This window comes from Sphingomonas faeni, assembly GCF_040407565.1.
In the GTDB taxonomy this organism is placed as follows: Bacteria; Pseudomonadota; Alphaproteobacteria; order Sphingomonadales; family Sphingomonadaceae; genus Sphingomonas; species Sphingomonas faeni_F.
This window is the reverse complement of sequence record NZ_JAPZPR010000002.1, coordinates 296,515-312,313: the sequence shown is the minus strand read 5'-3', so window position 1 is coordinate 312,313 and position 15,799 is coordinate 296,515. Positions and strand designations below refer to the sequence as shown.

At 67.2% G+C, this 15,799-nt stretch carries 13 protein-coding genes; 6 read left to right on the top strand and 7 right to left on the bottom strand.

Annotated elements, in window-relative coordinates; translation table 11 throughout:
• Positions 1 to 19: 19 nt before the first annotated feature.
• The 3 genes from O6Y00_RS05945 to O6Y00_RS05935 all read right to left on the bottom strand — a co-directional run bounded on the left by O6Y00_RS05945 (position 20) and on the right by O6Y00_RS05935 (position 1,555).
• A complete protein-coding gene (locus O6Y00_RS05945; RefSeq protein ID WP_353441673.1) occupies positions 20 to 418 on the bottom strand; it encodes a DUF2147 domain-containing protein in 399 nt (132 codons plus the stop codon).
• 10 nt (positions 419 to 428) lie between these two features.
• Positions 429 to 1,190, bottom strand: coding sequence for an AcvB/VirJ family lysyl-phosphatidylglycerol hydrolase (locus tag O6Y00_RS05940; protein ID WP_353441672.1), 762 nt, complete (start codon positions 1,188 to 1,190; stop codon positions 429 to 431).
• An 80-nt stretch (positions 1,191 to 1,270) separates the two neighbouring features.
• Positions 1,271 to 1,555, bottom strand: coding sequence for a chorismate mutase (locus O6Y00_RS05935; protein ID WP_353441671.1), 285 nt, complete (start codon positions 1,553 to 1,555; stop codon positions 1,271 to 1,273).
• Between the two features lie 132 nt (positions 1,556 to 1,687).
• Between O6Y00_RS05935 and O6Y00_RS05930 the strand changes: the two genes are divergently transcribed.
• A complete protein-coding gene (locus O6Y00_RS05930; protein ID WP_353441670.1) occupies positions 1,688 to 2,716 on the top strand; it encodes a polyprenyl synthetase family protein in 1,029 nt (342 codons plus the stop codon).
• 203 nt (positions 2,717 to 2,919) lie between these two features.
• Here O6Y00_RS05930 and O6Y00_RS05925 read toward each other — a convergent pair whose 3' ends face one another.
• The 3 genes from O6Y00_RS05925 to mutS form a co-directional block, all read right to left on the bottom strand.
• A complete protein-coding gene (locus tag O6Y00_RS05925; RefSeq protein ID WP_353441669.1) occupies positions 2,920 to 3,384 on the bottom strand; it encodes a hypothetical protein in 465 nt (154 codons plus the stop codon).
• A 65-nt stretch (positions 3,385 to 3,449) separates the two neighbouring features.
• Positions 3,450 to 4,442 (bottom strand): cation diffusion facilitator family transporter, encoded by a 993-nt coding sequence (locus tag O6Y00_RS05920; protein ID WP_353441668.1) that lies wholly within the window; start codon positions 4,440 to 4,442, stop codon positions 3,450 to 3,452.
• Between the two features lie 331 nt (positions 4,443 to 4,773).
• Positions 4,774 to 7,353 (bottom strand): DNA mismatch repair protein MutS, encoded by a 2,580-nt coding sequence (gene mutS, locus O6Y00_RS05915; RefSeq protein ID WP_353441844.1) that lies wholly within the window; start codon positions 7,351 to 7,353, stop codon positions 4,774 to 4,776.
• A gap of 339 nt (positions 7,354 to 7,692) precedes the next feature.
• Here mutS and O6Y00_RS05910 point away from each other — a divergent pair, with 339 nt between their 5' ends.
• The 3 genes from O6Y00_RS05910 (at position 7,693) to O6Y00_RS05900 (ending at position 12,240) form a co-directional block, all read left to right on the top strand.
• Positions 7,693 to 8,532, top strand: a complete 840-nt coding sequence (locus O6Y00_RS05910; RefSeq protein ID WP_353441667.1) for a class I SAM-dependent methyltransferase — start codon at positions 7,693 to 7,695, stop codon at positions 8,530 to 8,532.
• Positions 8,533 to 8,643: 111 nt separating this feature from the next.
• Positions 8,644 to 10,902 (top strand): NADP-dependent malic enzyme, encoded by a 2,259-nt coding sequence (locus tag O6Y00_RS05905; protein WP_353441666.1) that lies wholly within the window; start codon positions 8,644 to 8,646, stop codon positions 10,900 to 10,902.
• 96 nt (positions 10,903 to 10,998) lie between these two features.
• Positions 10,999 to 12,240 carry a hypothetical protein gene (locus O6Y00_RS05900; RefSeq protein ID WP_353441665.1) on the top strand — a complete coding sequence of 414 codons (1,242 nt, stop codon included), beginning with the start codon at positions 10,999 to 11,001 and terminating at the stop codon, positions 12,238 to 12,240.
• A gap of 165 nt (positions 12,241 to 12,405) precedes the next feature.
• Here O6Y00_RS05900 and O6Y00_RS05895 read toward each other — a convergent pair whose 3' ends face one another.
• Positions 12,406 to 13,194, bottom strand: a complete 789-nt coding sequence (locus O6Y00_RS05895; RefSeq protein WP_353441664.1) for an SDR family oxidoreductase — start codon at positions 13,192 to 13,194, stop codon at positions 12,406 to 12,408.
• 130 nt (positions 13,195 to 13,324) lie between these two features.
• On the opposite strand from O6Y00_RS05895, the gene O6Y00_RS05890 reads away from it, so the two are divergent.
• Together O6Y00_RS05890 and O6Y00_RS05885 are read left to right on the top strand one after the other, a co-directional pair.
• Positions 13,325 to 14,152, top strand: coding sequence for an SDR family NAD(P)-dependent oxidoreductase (locus tag O6Y00_RS05890; protein WP_353441663.1), 828 nt, complete (start codon positions 13,325 to 13,327; stop codon positions 14,150 to 14,152).
• Entirely contained in the window at positions 14,149 to 15,582 is a 1,434-nt protein-coding gene (locus tag O6Y00_RS05885) for an MFS transporter (RefSeq protein ID WP_353441662.1), read from the top strand. The genes O6Y00_RS05890 and O6Y00_RS05885 overlap by 4 nt, the downstream gene beginning before the upstream one ends.
• Positions 15,583 to 15,799 lie beyond the last annotated feature (217 nt).

Genomic DNA, 15,799 nt, shown 5'->3' with positions numbered 1-15,799 from the left:
GGGGCCACCGCAGACTGCGTCAACCGCGGTGCCAGGTCTGCGTCTTGCAGAGGAACCCGCCGATCAGGCAGCCCTTGACGTCGATCGTGTTCGCATCGACCAAAGTGAGCGTCGAGCCGAACGTCCGGCCCATGTCGGGGACGAAGATCTGGCCCGACCATTTGCGACGACCGCTCGGGCGATATTCGCGGAGCAACGCGGTGCCGATCAGCCTCGGCGTCCCGCCATCGCGCGCGTCGGCCTGCGCCTCGTCGTCGGCGCGGACGACCCAGCCGCACAGCTTGTCCCCGCACGCGCCCGTCTTCACGGCCACGCTGTTCTTCGGATTGTGCCAGATCCCATCCACCGGAGAGGCGGGGGCGGGGGCGGGGGCGTTACTGGCTGCGGCCAGCGCGAGCGCCATCACTGCAAGACTCATCGAACGATCCTCAAGACGCGAAGACGAACCGCGACAGCACAGCGTAGAGCGCATCGGCATCGCGGTGAAGCGGGTGACCACCCGGCAGGGCGACGACCTGCGCATTGGGCTGCTTCAGCAGCGGGCACAAGCTGTCCGCCTCGACGATGCCGTGCACGCACAGCAGCGGCACCCAGGTTAGACGCCGCGCGGTGGGCAGCGCATCAGTGGTGGGAGTCCAGTAATCGAAGATTTCGTTCGGCGATGCGCGGAACTGGACGGTCTTTTCGGGCACGACCAGCGCCACCCTGGCAATCTTTGCGCGCAGGCTTTGGGGCAGCCCGACCAGCCCGACATGCAGCATGTCTGCGCCGAACGACTGACCGATCATCACCACGCGGTCGACATGGCCGAGGCGCAGCGCCCGCTGTTCGGCGCGCGCGACCAGCGTCGTCACGTCGGCGGGCGTTCGCGTCCGGCGCAGATAGGTCAGCGTGTTGATCCCCACCACGGCGACGCCGTCCGCCGCCAGCCGCTGCGCGATGTCGGGGCTCATACCGGTGTTGAAGCCGATATCGCCCGACAACAGCACGACCGCGAAGCGTGGGCGCGGGCCGGACGATCGATGCTCAGCGGGAATGTCGATGAAGATCGGTCCGCCGAAATAGCCGAGCCACCCCATGACGCCCGCGGCCGCCACGCCGAGCACGGCGACAGCGAGTAAGGATCGGCGAAACCACGTCATGCGCAACCGATTGCACGCGACCGGATGATCGACTCGTGGAGCAGACATGATGTTTTCGTCATCCGGGGCCTGTCCTGCCTTTCCGTCACCTCTCCCCGGCAGGGAGGATCGCGCGGGTAGGCCTCGCCTCAGCCCTCGCCCGCCAGTCGCTCGTGGTGGCGGATCACTTCGTCGATGATGAACCGCAAAAACTTTTCCGAAAATTCCGGGTCGAGCTGCGCGTCCGCCGCCAGTCGGCGCAGTCGCGCGATCTGGCGTTCCTCGCGGCCCGGATCCGCGGGCGGCAGGCCGTGCGTCGCCTTGTGGCGACCGACCGCCTGGGTCACCTTAAAGCGCTCGGCGAGCATGTGGATCAGCGCCGCATCGATATTGTCGATGCTCTGGCGATATCCGTTCAACAGGTCGTCGGCCATCGCGTACCCCTTCGATTGCGTGTTAGGTTGCGTCGTTGTCGTCTCGGGGCGCCTTTTGCGGAGATGCGCGCCGCTCGGCAAGAGGCACCAAGGCTTGCTTTGCGGAGGCATAGGCGTCAGAGGCTCGGGCAGATGAGCGCCACCGTCCACCGCCTCGACTCCCCCAGTGCGAATATCGGGCTTCAGCCGTCGCTGGACCCGATCGTCACGCTCGTGTCCGGCGATATGGACCAGGTCAACGCGGTCATCCGCGGCCGGATGCAGTCCGAGATTCCGTTGATCCCCGAACTCGCCGGACACCTTATCGCTGGTGGTGGCAAGCGGATGCGGCCGATGCTGACGCTCGCGAGCGCGCAGTTGATCGGCTATGCGGGGACGCAGCATCACCTGCTCGCCGCCGCGGTCGAGTTCATCCACACCGCGACGCTGCTGCACGACGACGTCGTCGACGGCTCGGACCTGCGCCGTGGCAAGCGCACCGCCAACATCATCTGGGGGAACCCCGCCAGCGTGCTGGTCGGCGATTTCCTGTTCAGCCGCAGCTTCGAACTGATGGTCGAGGCGGGCAGCCTCCGGGCGCTGAAGATCCTGTCGTCGACCAGCGCCGTCATCGCCGAGGGCGAGGTCAACCAGTTGACCGCGGCGCGGCGCGTCGATCTCGGCGAGGAGCGGTATCTCGACATCATCGGTGCGAAGACCGCCGCCTTGTTTGCCGCCGCCTGCCGGATCGCCGCGGTCGTCGCGGATCGCCCCGAAGCCGAGGAGGCCGCGCTCGACGCCTATGGCCGGAACCTCGGCATCGCCTTCCAGCTGGTCGACGATGCGATCGACTACGTCTCGGACGCGGACACGATGGGCAAGGACGCGGGCGACGACTTCCGCGAGGGGAAGATGACGCTGCCGGTGATCCTCGCCTATGCGCGGGGATCGGCCGAGGACCGCGCGTTCTGGAAGGATGCGGTCGAGGGCCGCCGCGACAGCGACGCCGATCTCCAGCATGCGATCCGCCTGATCCGCTCGACCCGCGCGATCGACGACACGTTCGCGCGCGCCCGGCACTACGGGCAGCGTGCGATCGATTCGATCGGCGGTTTCCCCAACGGTGCCGCCAAGGATGCGATGATCGAAGCGGTCGAGTTCGCGGTCGCCCGCGCGTACTAGATCGGGTTTAGAAATCATCCCCCGCCATTGGGAGTTGGCAGGCGGCAGCCTGACGGAGGGGGAGGCACGCGCAACTGCTGTTCCGTATCCTCCCCCTCCGTCACCTTCGGCGACACCTTCCCCTGGCGGGGAGGATTACAGGGCCGCATACGAAAACGGCGGCCGATCGCTCGGCCGCCGCTTCTTCTAAACCCGGCTAGCGCTCAACGGCACTTCACGTTGCCGCGATCGACCGACCGGCCGAGCAGCGCGCCGCCGCCGGCACCCGCCAGCGTGCCGAGCGTACCGCCACCGATCAGGTTGGCGAGCACGCCGCCACCGACCGCACCGATCACCAGGCCGGTGGTGCCGTCGTTGCGCTTGCAATATGCGCGACCGTCCCGGCCGCGATAGATGCGGTCGTTACGGCTCAGGCGACGCTCGCGGTAGCTGCCGTTCTGGTAGCTGCGCGACGGATCCCAGTTGCGATCGTTGTCGCCGCGCCAGTTACGATCGGCGCGCTGGTCGTCACGACGATCGTCCCGGCGGTCGTCCCGGCGATCATCACGGTCGCGACGATAGTCCTGTGCGCGACGATAGTCGTTGTTCTGCGCTGCGACCGGCGTCGAAATCATGGCGGGGGCCGCGACGGCAACCGACATCAGCGCGGCGATGAGATGCTTCTTCATAGGTAAAGACTCCTGATCTATGGAAGCCCAACCCGCACCGGCCCGGAAAAGTTCAAACCGCCGATCTAGACCGTCCTTGCGTCCGCCATCGAACAATCGTGGTCGCTACCGGTCTCGACCTGCAACGTCGCGTGGCCGATCCCGAATGTGTCGTGGAGCATCGTCCGGGCCTTGCTCAGGAACTGATCGCCCGGATGGCCACCGGGCATGACCAGATGCGCGGTCAGCACGGGCTCGGTGGTGCTCATCGGCCAGATGTGCAGATCGTGGATCTCGGTCACGCCGGGCAGGCCGCACAGCGCCGCATCGACATCGTCGAACGCGATCCCGCGCGGCACCGCCGACAGCGCCATCTCGACGGTCTCGCGCAGCAGGCCCCAGGTCTGCCAGAAGATCAGTACGGCGATGACGATGCTGACCGCCGGATCGATCCAGGTCAGGCCGGTGCGCCAGATCACCAGCCCGGCGATCACCACGCCCGCCGACACGATCGCGTCCGCCGCCATGTGCAGATACGCGCCCCGGATGTTGACGTCGCCCTTGCGTCCGCGCGCGAACATCCACGCGGTGACCGCGTTCACCGCGATGCCGATGCCCGCGACCAGCGACACGGTGAGGCCGGCAGTCGGAGCAGGGTCCGAGAAGCGCTGCGACGCCTCCAGCACGATCGCACCGAGCGCGACCAGCAGGAGCAGCGCGTTGGTCAGCGCGGCGAGGATGGTCGAGCCCTTCAGGCCGTAGGTGAAGCGCTTGGTCGGCGCGGTGCGCGCCAGCATCGTCCCGCCCCACGCGACGACGAGACCGAGCACGTCCGAGAGGTTGTGGCCCGCATCGGCGAGCAGCGCGACCGAGTCGATTCGCAGGCCGACCACCGCCTCGACCGTGACGAAGACGATGTTGAGCCCGATCCCGATCGCGAACGCGCGGTCGAAGGAGGCGGGGGCGTGGCTGTGGCTGTGGCCGCCATGGGAGTGGCCTCCGCCGTGGCTGTGGCCTGCCTGAGATGGGGCGCCGGCATGATCGTGCCCGTGTGAATGCCCGTGATGATGTCCGCCCAAGGCCCGCGCTCCGCTAAATCCGGCCGCCGCCTAGCATCGCCGTATCATGAGATACTAGGACGCGAGCGACATTCTCGCACGTCGCCAATCACGCAACGGTCCCCCCTCCCTGAAAGGGGGCAGGGGGTGGGTCGGCCGGTTTATGTCGCAACCGCGAGGACATGCGGAACCCGACCCACCCTCAACCCCTCCTTTCCAGAAAGGGGAGCAGTTTACCCTGCCACCAACCCACTCCGTCACCCCGACGGAGGCCGGGCCCGCCGTCCCGCGCACGCAATGCTCTTGAATGTGCGGAACAGTGGATGCCGGAACTCGCCCGGCATGACGGGGGCTAGCCCTCGTTCGCCAGCGCCTTCAGCCGGTACAGCGCGGCCAGCGCCTCCCGCGGGCTCATCGCATCGATGTCCAGCTTGGCGAGATCCTCACGCAGTACGTCGCACGCCGCTTCCTCGACCTGTGCGGCGGCGGCGAACAACGGCAGGTCGTCGAGCCCAGCCGCCAGCCCGCCGGTCTTCGCACGCCCGGCCTCGAGTTTCGCCAGCACCGCCTTCGCGCGCGCTACCGTTACCGGCGACATCCCCGCCAGCCGCGCGACCGCCAGCCCGTAACTCCGATCCGCCGGGCCGTCGGCGAGTTCGTGGAGCAGCACCAGCTCCCCCTTCCACTCGCGCGCGCGGACGTGGTGCAGCGACAGCGCCTCGCAGCGTTCGGCGAGCCGCGTCAGCTCGTGATAATGCGTCGCGAACAGACACCTGCACCGGTTGTCTTCGTGGATCGCCTCGACCACCGCCCAGGCGATCGCGAGGCCGTCATAGGTCGACGTTCCGCGCCCGACCTCGTCGAGGATCACGAACGACCGCGGCGTCGCCTGCGCGAGGATCGCCGCGGTCTCGACCATCTCGACCATGAACGTCGACCGCCCGCGCGCGAGGTTGTCCGACGCGCCGACGCGGCTGAACAGGCGGTCGACCAGACCCAGCGTGGCCTTGGTCGCGGGCACGTACGACCCCGCCTGCGCGAGCACTGCGATCAGCGCGTTCTGGCGGAGGAAGGTCGATTTACCGCCCATGTTCGGGCCGGTGACGAGCCACAGCCGCGAACTCTCCGAAAGATTGCAGTCGTTGGCGACGAACCGGTCGCCCGACTTCGCCACCGCCGCCTCGACCACCGGATGCCGGCCGCCCTCGATCTCGAAACACGCGTGATCGACCAGCGACGGCCGCGCCCAGGCGCCTTCCGCGGCGCGCTCCGCCAGCCCCGCCGCGACGTCGAGCAGCGCGAGCGCATCCGCCGTTGCCGCAATCGCCTCACGCCCGGCGAGGGCTTGCGCAGTGAGATCTTCCAGATGCGCCGCTTCCGCCGCCAACGCATGTGCGCCTGACTGCGACACCTTCGCCGCGACTTCGTGCAGAGCCGGCGTATTGAACCGGACCACGCCCGCCAGCGTCTGGCGATGCGTGAAACCGCTCTCGGGCTTCATCAACGGATCCGCCGCCCGCGCCGGGACTTCGACATGATAGCCGAGCACGCCGTTGTGGCGGATCTTCAGCGCGGTGACGCCGGTCGCGGTGCGGAACTCCGCTTCCAGCGCAGCGATCGCGCGCCGCCCGCCAGCGCCTGCATCGCGCAGGTCGTCGAGCGCAGCGTCATAGCCTGCCGCGATATACCCACCGTCCGATGCCTCGATCGGCGGCGACGGCACCAGCGCGCGCTTGAGCAGGTCGATCAGCGCGCCGTGTCCGCGCAACCTTGGCGCGATGTCCCGGAGCAGCACCGGCGGATCGACGATCGCATCCATCCGCTCGCCGAGGCTCCACGCGCCGTCCAGCCCGTCGCGCAACTGCCCCAGATCGCGCGGGCCGCCACGCCCCGCCGCCAGTCGCCCGAGCGCGCGGCCGATGTCCGGCAGAGCGCGCAACGTCGAGCGCAACCGATCGCGCGCCGCCTGGTCGTCGTGGAACAGCCGCACCAGGTCGAGCCGCGCATCGATCGCCGCCTTGTCCATTAGCGGCGCGCCGAGATCCGCGCCGAGCAACCGCGCGCCGGCCCCGGTGACGGTCCGGTCGACCGCGTCGAGCAGGCTGCCTTTGCGCACGCCACCGGTGGTGCAGGTCAGCTCGAGGCTCTCGCGGGTGGCGGCGTCGATCGCCATCGTCTCCGCCGCTCGGCCGATCCGCGGGGGGCGGAGGAAGGGCATCGTGCCCTTCGCATTATGCTCTAGATACGCGACCAGGCCTCCGGCTGCGGCCAGCCCCGCGCGCCCGAACTGACCGAACCCGTCGAGCGTTGCCACGCCGTACAACCGCTTCAGCCGCGCCTCGCCCGCGCCGCTGTCGAAGTCGGTCTTCGGGCGCAGCGTCGTCGCGGCTTCCTCGAAAGCGCTAGCCTCCGACGCAACAACTTCGGCCGCACCGAGCCGCGCGAGTTCCGCCTCGACCGCATCGCCCGTAACCTCGACGATCTCGAACCGCCCGGTCGACACGTCCGCCGCGGCGATCGCCACCGACCCGCCCGCCTCGCCGATCGCCACGCACCAATTGTCCGAGCGCGCGTCGAGAAGCGCCTCCTCGGTCAGCGTCCCCGCCGTCACCACCCGGACGATCGCCCGCGCGACGAGCGCCTTCGATCCGCCGCGCGCCTTGGCTTCGGCCGGGCTCTCGACCTGCTCGGCGATCGCCACCCGGTGCCCGGCCTTGATCAGCCGTTGCAGGTACACCGTCGCCGCGTGCACCGGCACGCCGCACATCGGGATCGGCTTGCCCTCATGCTCGCCGCGCGCGGTCAGCGCGATATCGAGCACCCCCGCCGCGATCCGCGCATCGTCCATGAACAGTTCGAAGAAATCGCCCATCCGGTAGAACAACAGGCAATCCTGCGCCTCCGCCTTCAGGCCGAGATATTGCGTCATCATGGGGGTTGGGGCGGACATGCGCTGGGTTGATACAGCCGGGCCCCGGTCTTGCAAGCGCGGTGGCGTCCGACGCGATCCCGCCGGTCGGGAACGCCGCCGGCGGGTTGGCTCGCTCGTGCCTTCTGGATCGGGTCAAGCGTTCCGGTCAGGTTTTCCATCAGACAAAACCCCGAAAGAACCATTCTGGATCAGTATAACGGAAATTGAGCAAGGTAATGCCAAGAACGACGCTGGTCGACGGCCGCTGTTGACCGCTCAGAGTAAAGATGATCTCTTGCCGCCGGCAACGGGATTGACCCTGTTCGACTACAGCACGCCTGCATGACCGGGAGACGATATTTGCCGAGCGTCAAACGCCTCGTAAAGACACCCGTCATTGCGACACTTGCGTCGACTGCCGCGATCATCGGCGCGTCGAAGCGTCGGCGCGACAGGTTGCTGCCACCGATGACCCGGTCCAATTTCCTGAGAACCATTCCCGCAACCGGCGCGGTACTCGAACTCGGGCCGTTCGATGTTCCACAGATGATCGGCGACGACGTCGCGTATTTCGACGTGCTCGATCAGGACGCGCTCCGCATTCGCGCGGTCCAGGAAGGGCGAGACCCCGCCGGGTGTCCGGTGATCGATTACGTTTCGGACTGCGGCGATCTTTCGGTCGTGCCGGGCCCGTTCGATGCGGTGTTCAGTGCGCACGTGATCGAGCACCAGCATGATCTGATCCAGCATCTGGTCGACGTCCACCGCCTGCTCAAGCCGGGTGGCCGCTATTATCTGGTGGTCCCCGACAAGCGCTATTGCTTCGATCATTTTCTGAAGCCCTCGACGATCGAGGACGTGACCGCGATGACGGATCGGGGGCCCGCCGCCAATGTCGAGCGCGCCATCCACGACGTCTATCACAACCTCGCGCACAACCATGCGTTGAAGCACTGGCTCGGGCTGCATGGCGCGCGCCTGACGACCCCGGCCACGGCCAAGGCGGAGTCCGATACGGCGATCGCGCTGTATCGCGACGGCAACTACCGCGACGTTCACGCCTGTCATTTCACGCCGTCCAGCTTCCAGGCGATCCTGACCGGCTTGCATGCATCCGGACGCAGCCCATTGCGGCCGGTCGCGGTCCACGACACCCGCTTCGGCGACCTCGAATTCTTCGCCGTCCTCGAAGCATCCTAGCGCCGGTCGGATCGCGCCGGCCGGTCCTCTCGTGCGCCGATCCGGTCGGCCCGTGTCTTGTCAGCCGGGGGAGGGGTGGTATTGCCGGAGGCGAAAGCGCGAGGTGTGCAAATGGCTGACGACAATAATCTCCAATTCTCCGAACGCGAAGCTTTGCTCTTCCACTCGGAAGGCCGCCCGGGGAAGATCGAGATCATCGCGTCGAAGCCGATGGCGACGCAGCGCGATCTCGCGCTCGCCTATTCGCCCGGCGTCGCGGTGCCGGTGCAGGCGATCTATGACGATCCCGCCACCGTCTATGATTACACCGCGAAGGGGAATCTGGTCGCGGTCATCTCGAACGGTACCGCGATCCTCGGCATGGGCAATCTCGGCCCGCTCGCCAGCAAGCCGGTGATGGAAGGCAAGGCGGTCCTCTTCAAGCGCTTCGCCGATGTCGACGCGATCGATATCGAGCTGAAGACCGAGGACGTGAACCGCTTCATCGACGCGGTCGAGCTGATGGAGCCGACCTTCGGCGGGATCAACCTCGAGGACATCAAGGCGCCCGAATGCTTCATCATCGAGCAGGCGTTGCGCGAGCGGATGAACATCCCGGTCTTCCATGACGACCAGCACGGCACCGCGATCATCACCGCCGCCGGCCTGATCAACGCGTGCCTGTTGACCGGGCGGAAACTCTCCGAGGTCAAGATCGTCGTCAACGGCGCTGGCGCCGCGGCGATCGCGTGTACCGAACTCGTCAAGGCGATGGGCGTGCGCGGCGACAACGTCATCCTCTGCGACCGGAAAGGCGTGATCTACCAGGGCCGCGAGGGCGTCGACCAGTGGAAGTCGGCGCATGCCGCGGTGACCGAAACGCGCACGCTGACCGAGGCGCTGGTCGGGGCCGACGTGTTCCTGGGGCTTTCCGCGGCAGGCTCGCTGACGCCGGAGATGGTCAAGGACATGGCGCCCGCGCCGATCATCTTCGCGATGGCCAACCCCGAGCCCGAAATCCGGCCCGAGCTGGCGATGGCCGCGCGCCCCGACGCGATCGTCGCCACTGGCCGCTCGGATTATCCGAACCAGGTCAACAACGTGCTCGGCTTCCCGTTCATCTTCCGCGGTGCACTCGATGTCCGCGCGACCGGCATCAACGACGCGATGAAGATCGCCGCCGCCAACGCGATCGCCGAACTCGCGCGCGAACGCGTGCCCGAGGAGGTCGCCGCGGCGTACGGCGTCAGCCACAGCTTCGGCCCGGCGTACATCATTCCCGCGCCGTTCGATCCCCGGCTGATGGAAGTCGTCCCCGTCGCGGTCGCCAAGGCGGCGATGGCCTCGGGCGTCGCCACCAAGCCGATCCTCGACATCGAAGCGTATCGCCATTCTTTGAGAGCACGCCTCAACCCGACCACCTCGGTGTTGTCGATGGCCTATGAAGGTGCCCGCGCGCATCCCAAGCGCGTGATCTTCGCGGAGGGCGAGGAAGAGGTCGTCCTCCGCGCCGCGATCGCGTTCAAGGAAGGCGGCTACGGCACCCCGGTCCTCGTCGGCCGCGACGATGTGCCCGACCGGTTGCGCGCGCTCGGCGTTACCGACCCCGAGAGCTTCGAACTCCACAACAGCCGCGTCTCGCCGCTCGTGCCGCGGATGGTCGACTTTCTCTATTCCCGGCTCCAGCGCCGCGGGTATTTGCGTCGCGATTGCGAGCGGATGGTCAACCAGGACCGGAACATCTTCGGCGCGCTGCTGCTCCAGCTCGGCGAAGGCGACGCGATGATCACCGGCATCACGCGCACCTACGGCGAGACGATGCGCCAGATTTATCGCGTGATCGATCCGGTGAAGGGCAAGACGCCGTTCGGTATCCACCTGCTGGTCGGCCAGAGCCACACGGTGTTCATCGCCGACACCACGGTCAACGAGCGCCCGACCGCCGAGCAGCTCGCCGACTTTGCCGAGCAGACCGCGGCGGTCGCGCGTCGCATGGGGCATGAGCCTCGCGTGGCGTTCCTCAGCTATTCGAACTTCGGCAATCCGAAGGGCGAATGGCTCGACAACATCCGCGATGCCGTGACGGTCCTCGACGGGCGGCAGGTCGGCTTCGAATATGAGGGCGAGATGGCGCCGGATGTGGCGCTGAACCGGAAGCAGCTGGCGAACTACCCCTTCGCGCGACTGTCGGGGCCGGCCAACGTCCTGATCATGCCGGGCCTCCAGTCGGCCCATATCTCGGCGAAACTGCTGCGCGAACTGGGCGGCGACTCGGTGATCGGGCCGATGCTGATCGGGATGGAGAAGCCCGTCCAGGTCGCACCGATGACCTCGACCGCGAGCGAACTGGTCACGCTGGCGGTCCTGGCGGCGGGGGGTATCGCGCGGTAAGATCGGCCGGCAGACCGACTGGGCGCTGAAAAATACCGTGTTGCCGAAGTCCTGTGCTGGGATATGATCCCCCCGAAAAGATAACCGGGGGGTGTCATGAGGATGAAGCTGGTCGTCGCGGGCATGCTCGCGAGCTTTGGGTGCGTCGAGGCGGCGGTTGCCCAGGCGGTGATGCCGGTGCCTTACGGCGGCACCAGGCCAGCGCCCGTTCCACAATCGCCGACGGTCAATCCAAAGGATACGCCTGAAGAGATTGCCAAAGATTCGGCGCGCGACCTCAGCGACGATCATTTCTACAATCGTCCCGGCGCAACGCGGGCGAGCTACGATGCGGCGTGGCAACGCTGCCGCCTGATCGCGCGCGGATCGCGGACGCCGTCGGGATCCATCCCCTATTCCTACAATCCCGCGCTCGTCTCGCCGCTCGCGGCGGGGATCGGCGGCGGGCTGGGCGGCTTGCTGGCAGGCGCGATCGCCGAGGGGCAGCAGCGGCGCGCGAACCGGCGCAGCTGCCTGCTGATCGAAGGCTGGCGGATGATCGAGGTGCCGCCGGCGACGGCGACGCGCCTGAAGACGATGACCGAAGACCAGCGTAGCACGTATTTCAACGGGATCGTCGGCGCGGCGCAGGTCGACGGCAAGGTCACCGAGCGCACGAGCTTCACGCAACCGGTCGATCCCGTCTTCAATCTCGACGCGCCCGTCTTCGGCCCGGGGTCGGTGTATCTCGGCAAGAAGGTCGATCCGAAGGCGCCGTTCGTGCTCGCACCCGGAGAGGCCGCGGTCGTGCTGGCGTTTCGCCGGCCCGACGCGCTCAGCGCAGGCCGCTCCGCGCTGGTCCAGCTCGCGCGCTACGACGTCGCCGGCCGGGACCTGCTGTACCGCCGAAAGGACTGGAAGAAGACCGGCGACAAGACCGTCTATGAGGTCGCCGCCGGGAGTGCCGATCGCAAGGCACCGTACGAAGTGCAGGTCCTCAAGGTCACGCCGGGCGATTACGTGATCGCCTCGACCGCGGTCGTCGCCAAGATTGCGACAACCAGCTACTGCTTCGGCGCGCCGACCTTCCACGTCGATCCCGGTGCGGTGCTGTATGTCGGCGATTTCGTCCCTGTCGTGGATGCCAAGCTGAAGACCGGCGAGACCGTGAGCACGCTCGCCTACGCCTCGCATATCGAGGATGCGCGCCGGACGCTGACGACGTCGCAGCCTGCGCTCGGCGCTGCTTTGCGTCCCGCGACGATGCAGAACCGCGCGACCTATGCCTGCTCGGCGATCACGATGGACCGCTGGGACCTGCCCGGCGTCGGCTCCCTACCGCCCGCCGCCGCCCAGTAACTCGAACTCCCTCGCCCCTACGGGGAAAGGGAAGGGGCCCGAGGCCATTGTCGTGGGAAGGAAGAGGGGCGTGAGGCTTTGGACGGTTGATCCCAACCGCCCCTCTCCCTTCCGTCGCAAGCGCTCCTCCCTCCCTCTCCCCGGAGGGGCGAGGGAATCCAAGGCTCAGGCGTCGATGCTTGTGCCTAGCGACGCGTGGACCAGGCCGCCGTCTACCGTGATCGTCTCCCCGATCACATAATCCCCGGCGCGGCTGGCGAGGTAGATCGCCGCGCCGGCCATATCCTCGTCCACGCCGACGCGCTTCGCCGGAATCCCCTGCGCCACCGCATCGCCGTGATCGCGCGCCGCCTTGTTCATGTCGCTCGCGAACGCGCCCGGTGCGATCGAGGTCACGTTGATCGAGTCCGTCACCAGCCGCGCCGCCATCCGCTTCGTCAGGTAGATCAGCGCCGACTTCGACGCGTGATAGCTGTACGTCTCCCACGGGTTCAGCCGCTGGCCGTCGATCGACGTGATGTTGATCACCTTCGCAGGCTTCTCGCGCGATCCCGAAGCCTTCAACGCCGCATGCAGAGCCTGCGTCAGGAAAAACGGTGACTTCACGTTCAGGTCCATGACCTTGTCCCAGCCAACCTCCGAAAACTCCTCGAACGGCACACCCCAAGCCGCGCCTGCATTGTTCACCAGGATATCGAGCTTGCCCTCATGCTCGGCGAACTGCGCGGCCAGTGCCTTGCACCCTGCTACCGTCGAGACGTCCTGCGGCAACGCGATGCAGTTCGGCCCGAGTTCCGCGGCCGCCGCCTCGCACACATCGGCTTTCCGCGACGAGATATACACCTTGGCCCCCTGCGCGATGAAGCCGGCGGCGATCATCTTGCCGATCCCGCGGCTGCCGCCGGTGATCAGCGCGACGCGGCCGTCGAGCCGGAACAGGTTGGTCGTATCCATCACGCATCCTCCGAAAGTTTGCCCGCTTGGTATCGCCGAGCGCCGCCCGCCGCAAACCCGTTTTTCGAACCAGCCGTCATTGACGAGGGAAAAGCCCGTACTATGCTCGCCAAAAACTAGGAGAGAGCGTGTGAGGTTTTCAGGCAAGCGAGCCGTCGTGACCGGCGGCGCGTCCGGCATCGGCCGGGCGACCGCGCTGCGACTCGCCGACGAAGGCGCCACCGTGCTGATCGGCGACATCGACGAGGCCGGCGGCCACGCGATCGCCGACGCGTCCGGCGGCCGTATCCTGTTCCAGCGCACCGACGTGCTCCAAGCCGGCGATATCGAGGCGCTGATGCAGACCGCCGACGATGCGGGCGGGCTCGACATCCTGTTCAACAACGCCGGCGCGGGCGGCTCGCGCGACCCGATCGGCGAGATTTCCCCGGAGGACTGGGACCGGACACAGGCGCTCCTCCTTCGCTCGGTCGCGCTCGGCATCCGCTACGCAGCACCGCTGATGGCGAAACGCGGCGGCGGCGCGATCGTCAACACCTCGTCGGTGTCCGCGCTTGGCACCGGCTATGCACCGACCGCCTATTCCACCGCCAAGGCCGGCGTTCTCCACCTCACCAAGCAGGCCGCCGCGGATCTCGCGCAGCACAAGATCCGCGTGAACGCCGTCGTCCCCGGCTTCATCGTCACCAATATTTTCACGCGAGCACTCGAATTAGACGACGACAAGACGACCAAGGCCGACGCGATGATCGCGCACATCGCCGCCGACTCGCAGCCGATCCGCCGGCCCGGCACCAGCGAGGACATCGCCGCCGCGGTCGCGTTCCTCGCGAGCGATGACGCAAGCTTCATCACGGGCACGCATATCCTGGTCGATGGCGGCATGACGATCGGCACGCGGCCGAGCTGGGACCCGGCGCAACCCTCGCTGTTCTCGATCCTCGACAGCCTTAAATGACCGCACCCGCCCGCCGCCTCTCGACCGGCACGATGGCGAGCTACGGCTTCGGCGCGGTCGCGTACGGGGTGAAGGACGCCGGGTTCGGCACGTTCCTGCTGCTGTTCTACAACCAGGTGGTGGGACTCCCGTCCGCCACCGTCGGGCTCGTCATCATGATGGCGCTGCTGATCGATGCGTTCGTCGATCCTGCGGTCGGTTTCTTCTCCGATCGCACGCGGACGAAATGGGGTCGACGGCATCCGTGGATGTACGCGTCCGCGCTACCCATCATGATCGGCTGGCTGCTGTTGTGGAATCCGCCTGCGATAATGTCCGAGCCGCAGACGCTCGTCTGGCTGTTCGTCATGGCGGTGATCGTGCGCAGCGCGGTGAGTTGCTATGAGGTCCCCTCGGTCGCGCTGACGCCCGAGCTTACGTCGGGGTATGACGAGCGCACGCGGATCATGGCGTATCGCTATCTGTTCGGCTGGGTCGGCGGGCTGCTGATGCTGTTGTCGGCGTACCAGTATTTCCTCGCGCCGACCGCGGCGTTCCCGAACGGCTTGCTCAACCGGGCCGGATACGGCGGCTTCGCATTGGCGGGGGCGATCTTCATCGGTGTAGCGATCCTCGTCTCCGCGCTCGGCACGCATCACGAGATCAGGCATCTTCCCAACCCGCCGATCGCCAGGCAGACTCTGCGCGAATCCTTCGCCGAACTGCGCCAAACCGTGAAAAACCGCGCGTTCGCGATCCTGATGGCGGCGGGGGTCTGCGCGTACACGATCCAGGGCATCAGCTATGCGCTGTCGAACTACCTTTACACCTATGTCTGGGGCTTCAAGGGACCAGTGTTCGTCTATCTGACGATCGCGCTGTTCTCGGGCGTGTTCCTCGCGTTCCTCGCCGCGCCCCGGCTCGGCAGGACGGTGAGCAAGCCCAAGGCGGCGATGGGCGCGGTGCTGCTCGGCGCGGCGCTCAATACCTCGCCGTACTGGTTGCGGATGCTCGGCGTGTTTCCGGAGGTCGGCGATCCATCGCTGCTGCCGATGCTGTTCGGGTTCTTCATCCTCGCCACCGCGTCGAACGTCACGGGGTTCATCCTCGGCGCGTCGATGATGGCGGACGTGGTCGAGGATTCGGAGGCGAAGACCGGGCGGCGGTCGGAAGGCGTGTTCTTCGCCGGCTCGTTCTTCGTCCAGAAATGCACCAGCGGGATCGGGATATTTTTCGCGGGGATGATCCTCGCGGTGGCGGGCTTCCCCGCCAAGGCGACGCCGGGGACTGTGCCGGTGGAGACGATCGACCGGCTGACGTTGATCTACGCCGGCCTCTACATCGTGCTGGCCTGCGTCTCGGCGTTCTTCTTCTCCCGCTTTCCGTTTGGCCGGGTCGAGCACGAGGCGCGGTTGGCGAGACTGGCAACGAACACAGTTCGCGAGAGCTAGGCGCCACGGTTTCCGATGATCCTCCCCCGCCAGGGGGAGGTGGCTGGTCCTTGCCAGACGGAGGGGGAGGCATGCGAAACGTGCGTTCCGTGTCCTCCCCCTCCGTCACCTTCGGTGACACCTCCCCCTTGCGGGGGAGGATCACGAGGTCGCGCGAACCCCGCCCTTCCAGCAACGGGACCCGCACGGTAGGACCGACGCTTGGCCGTCCCGATAT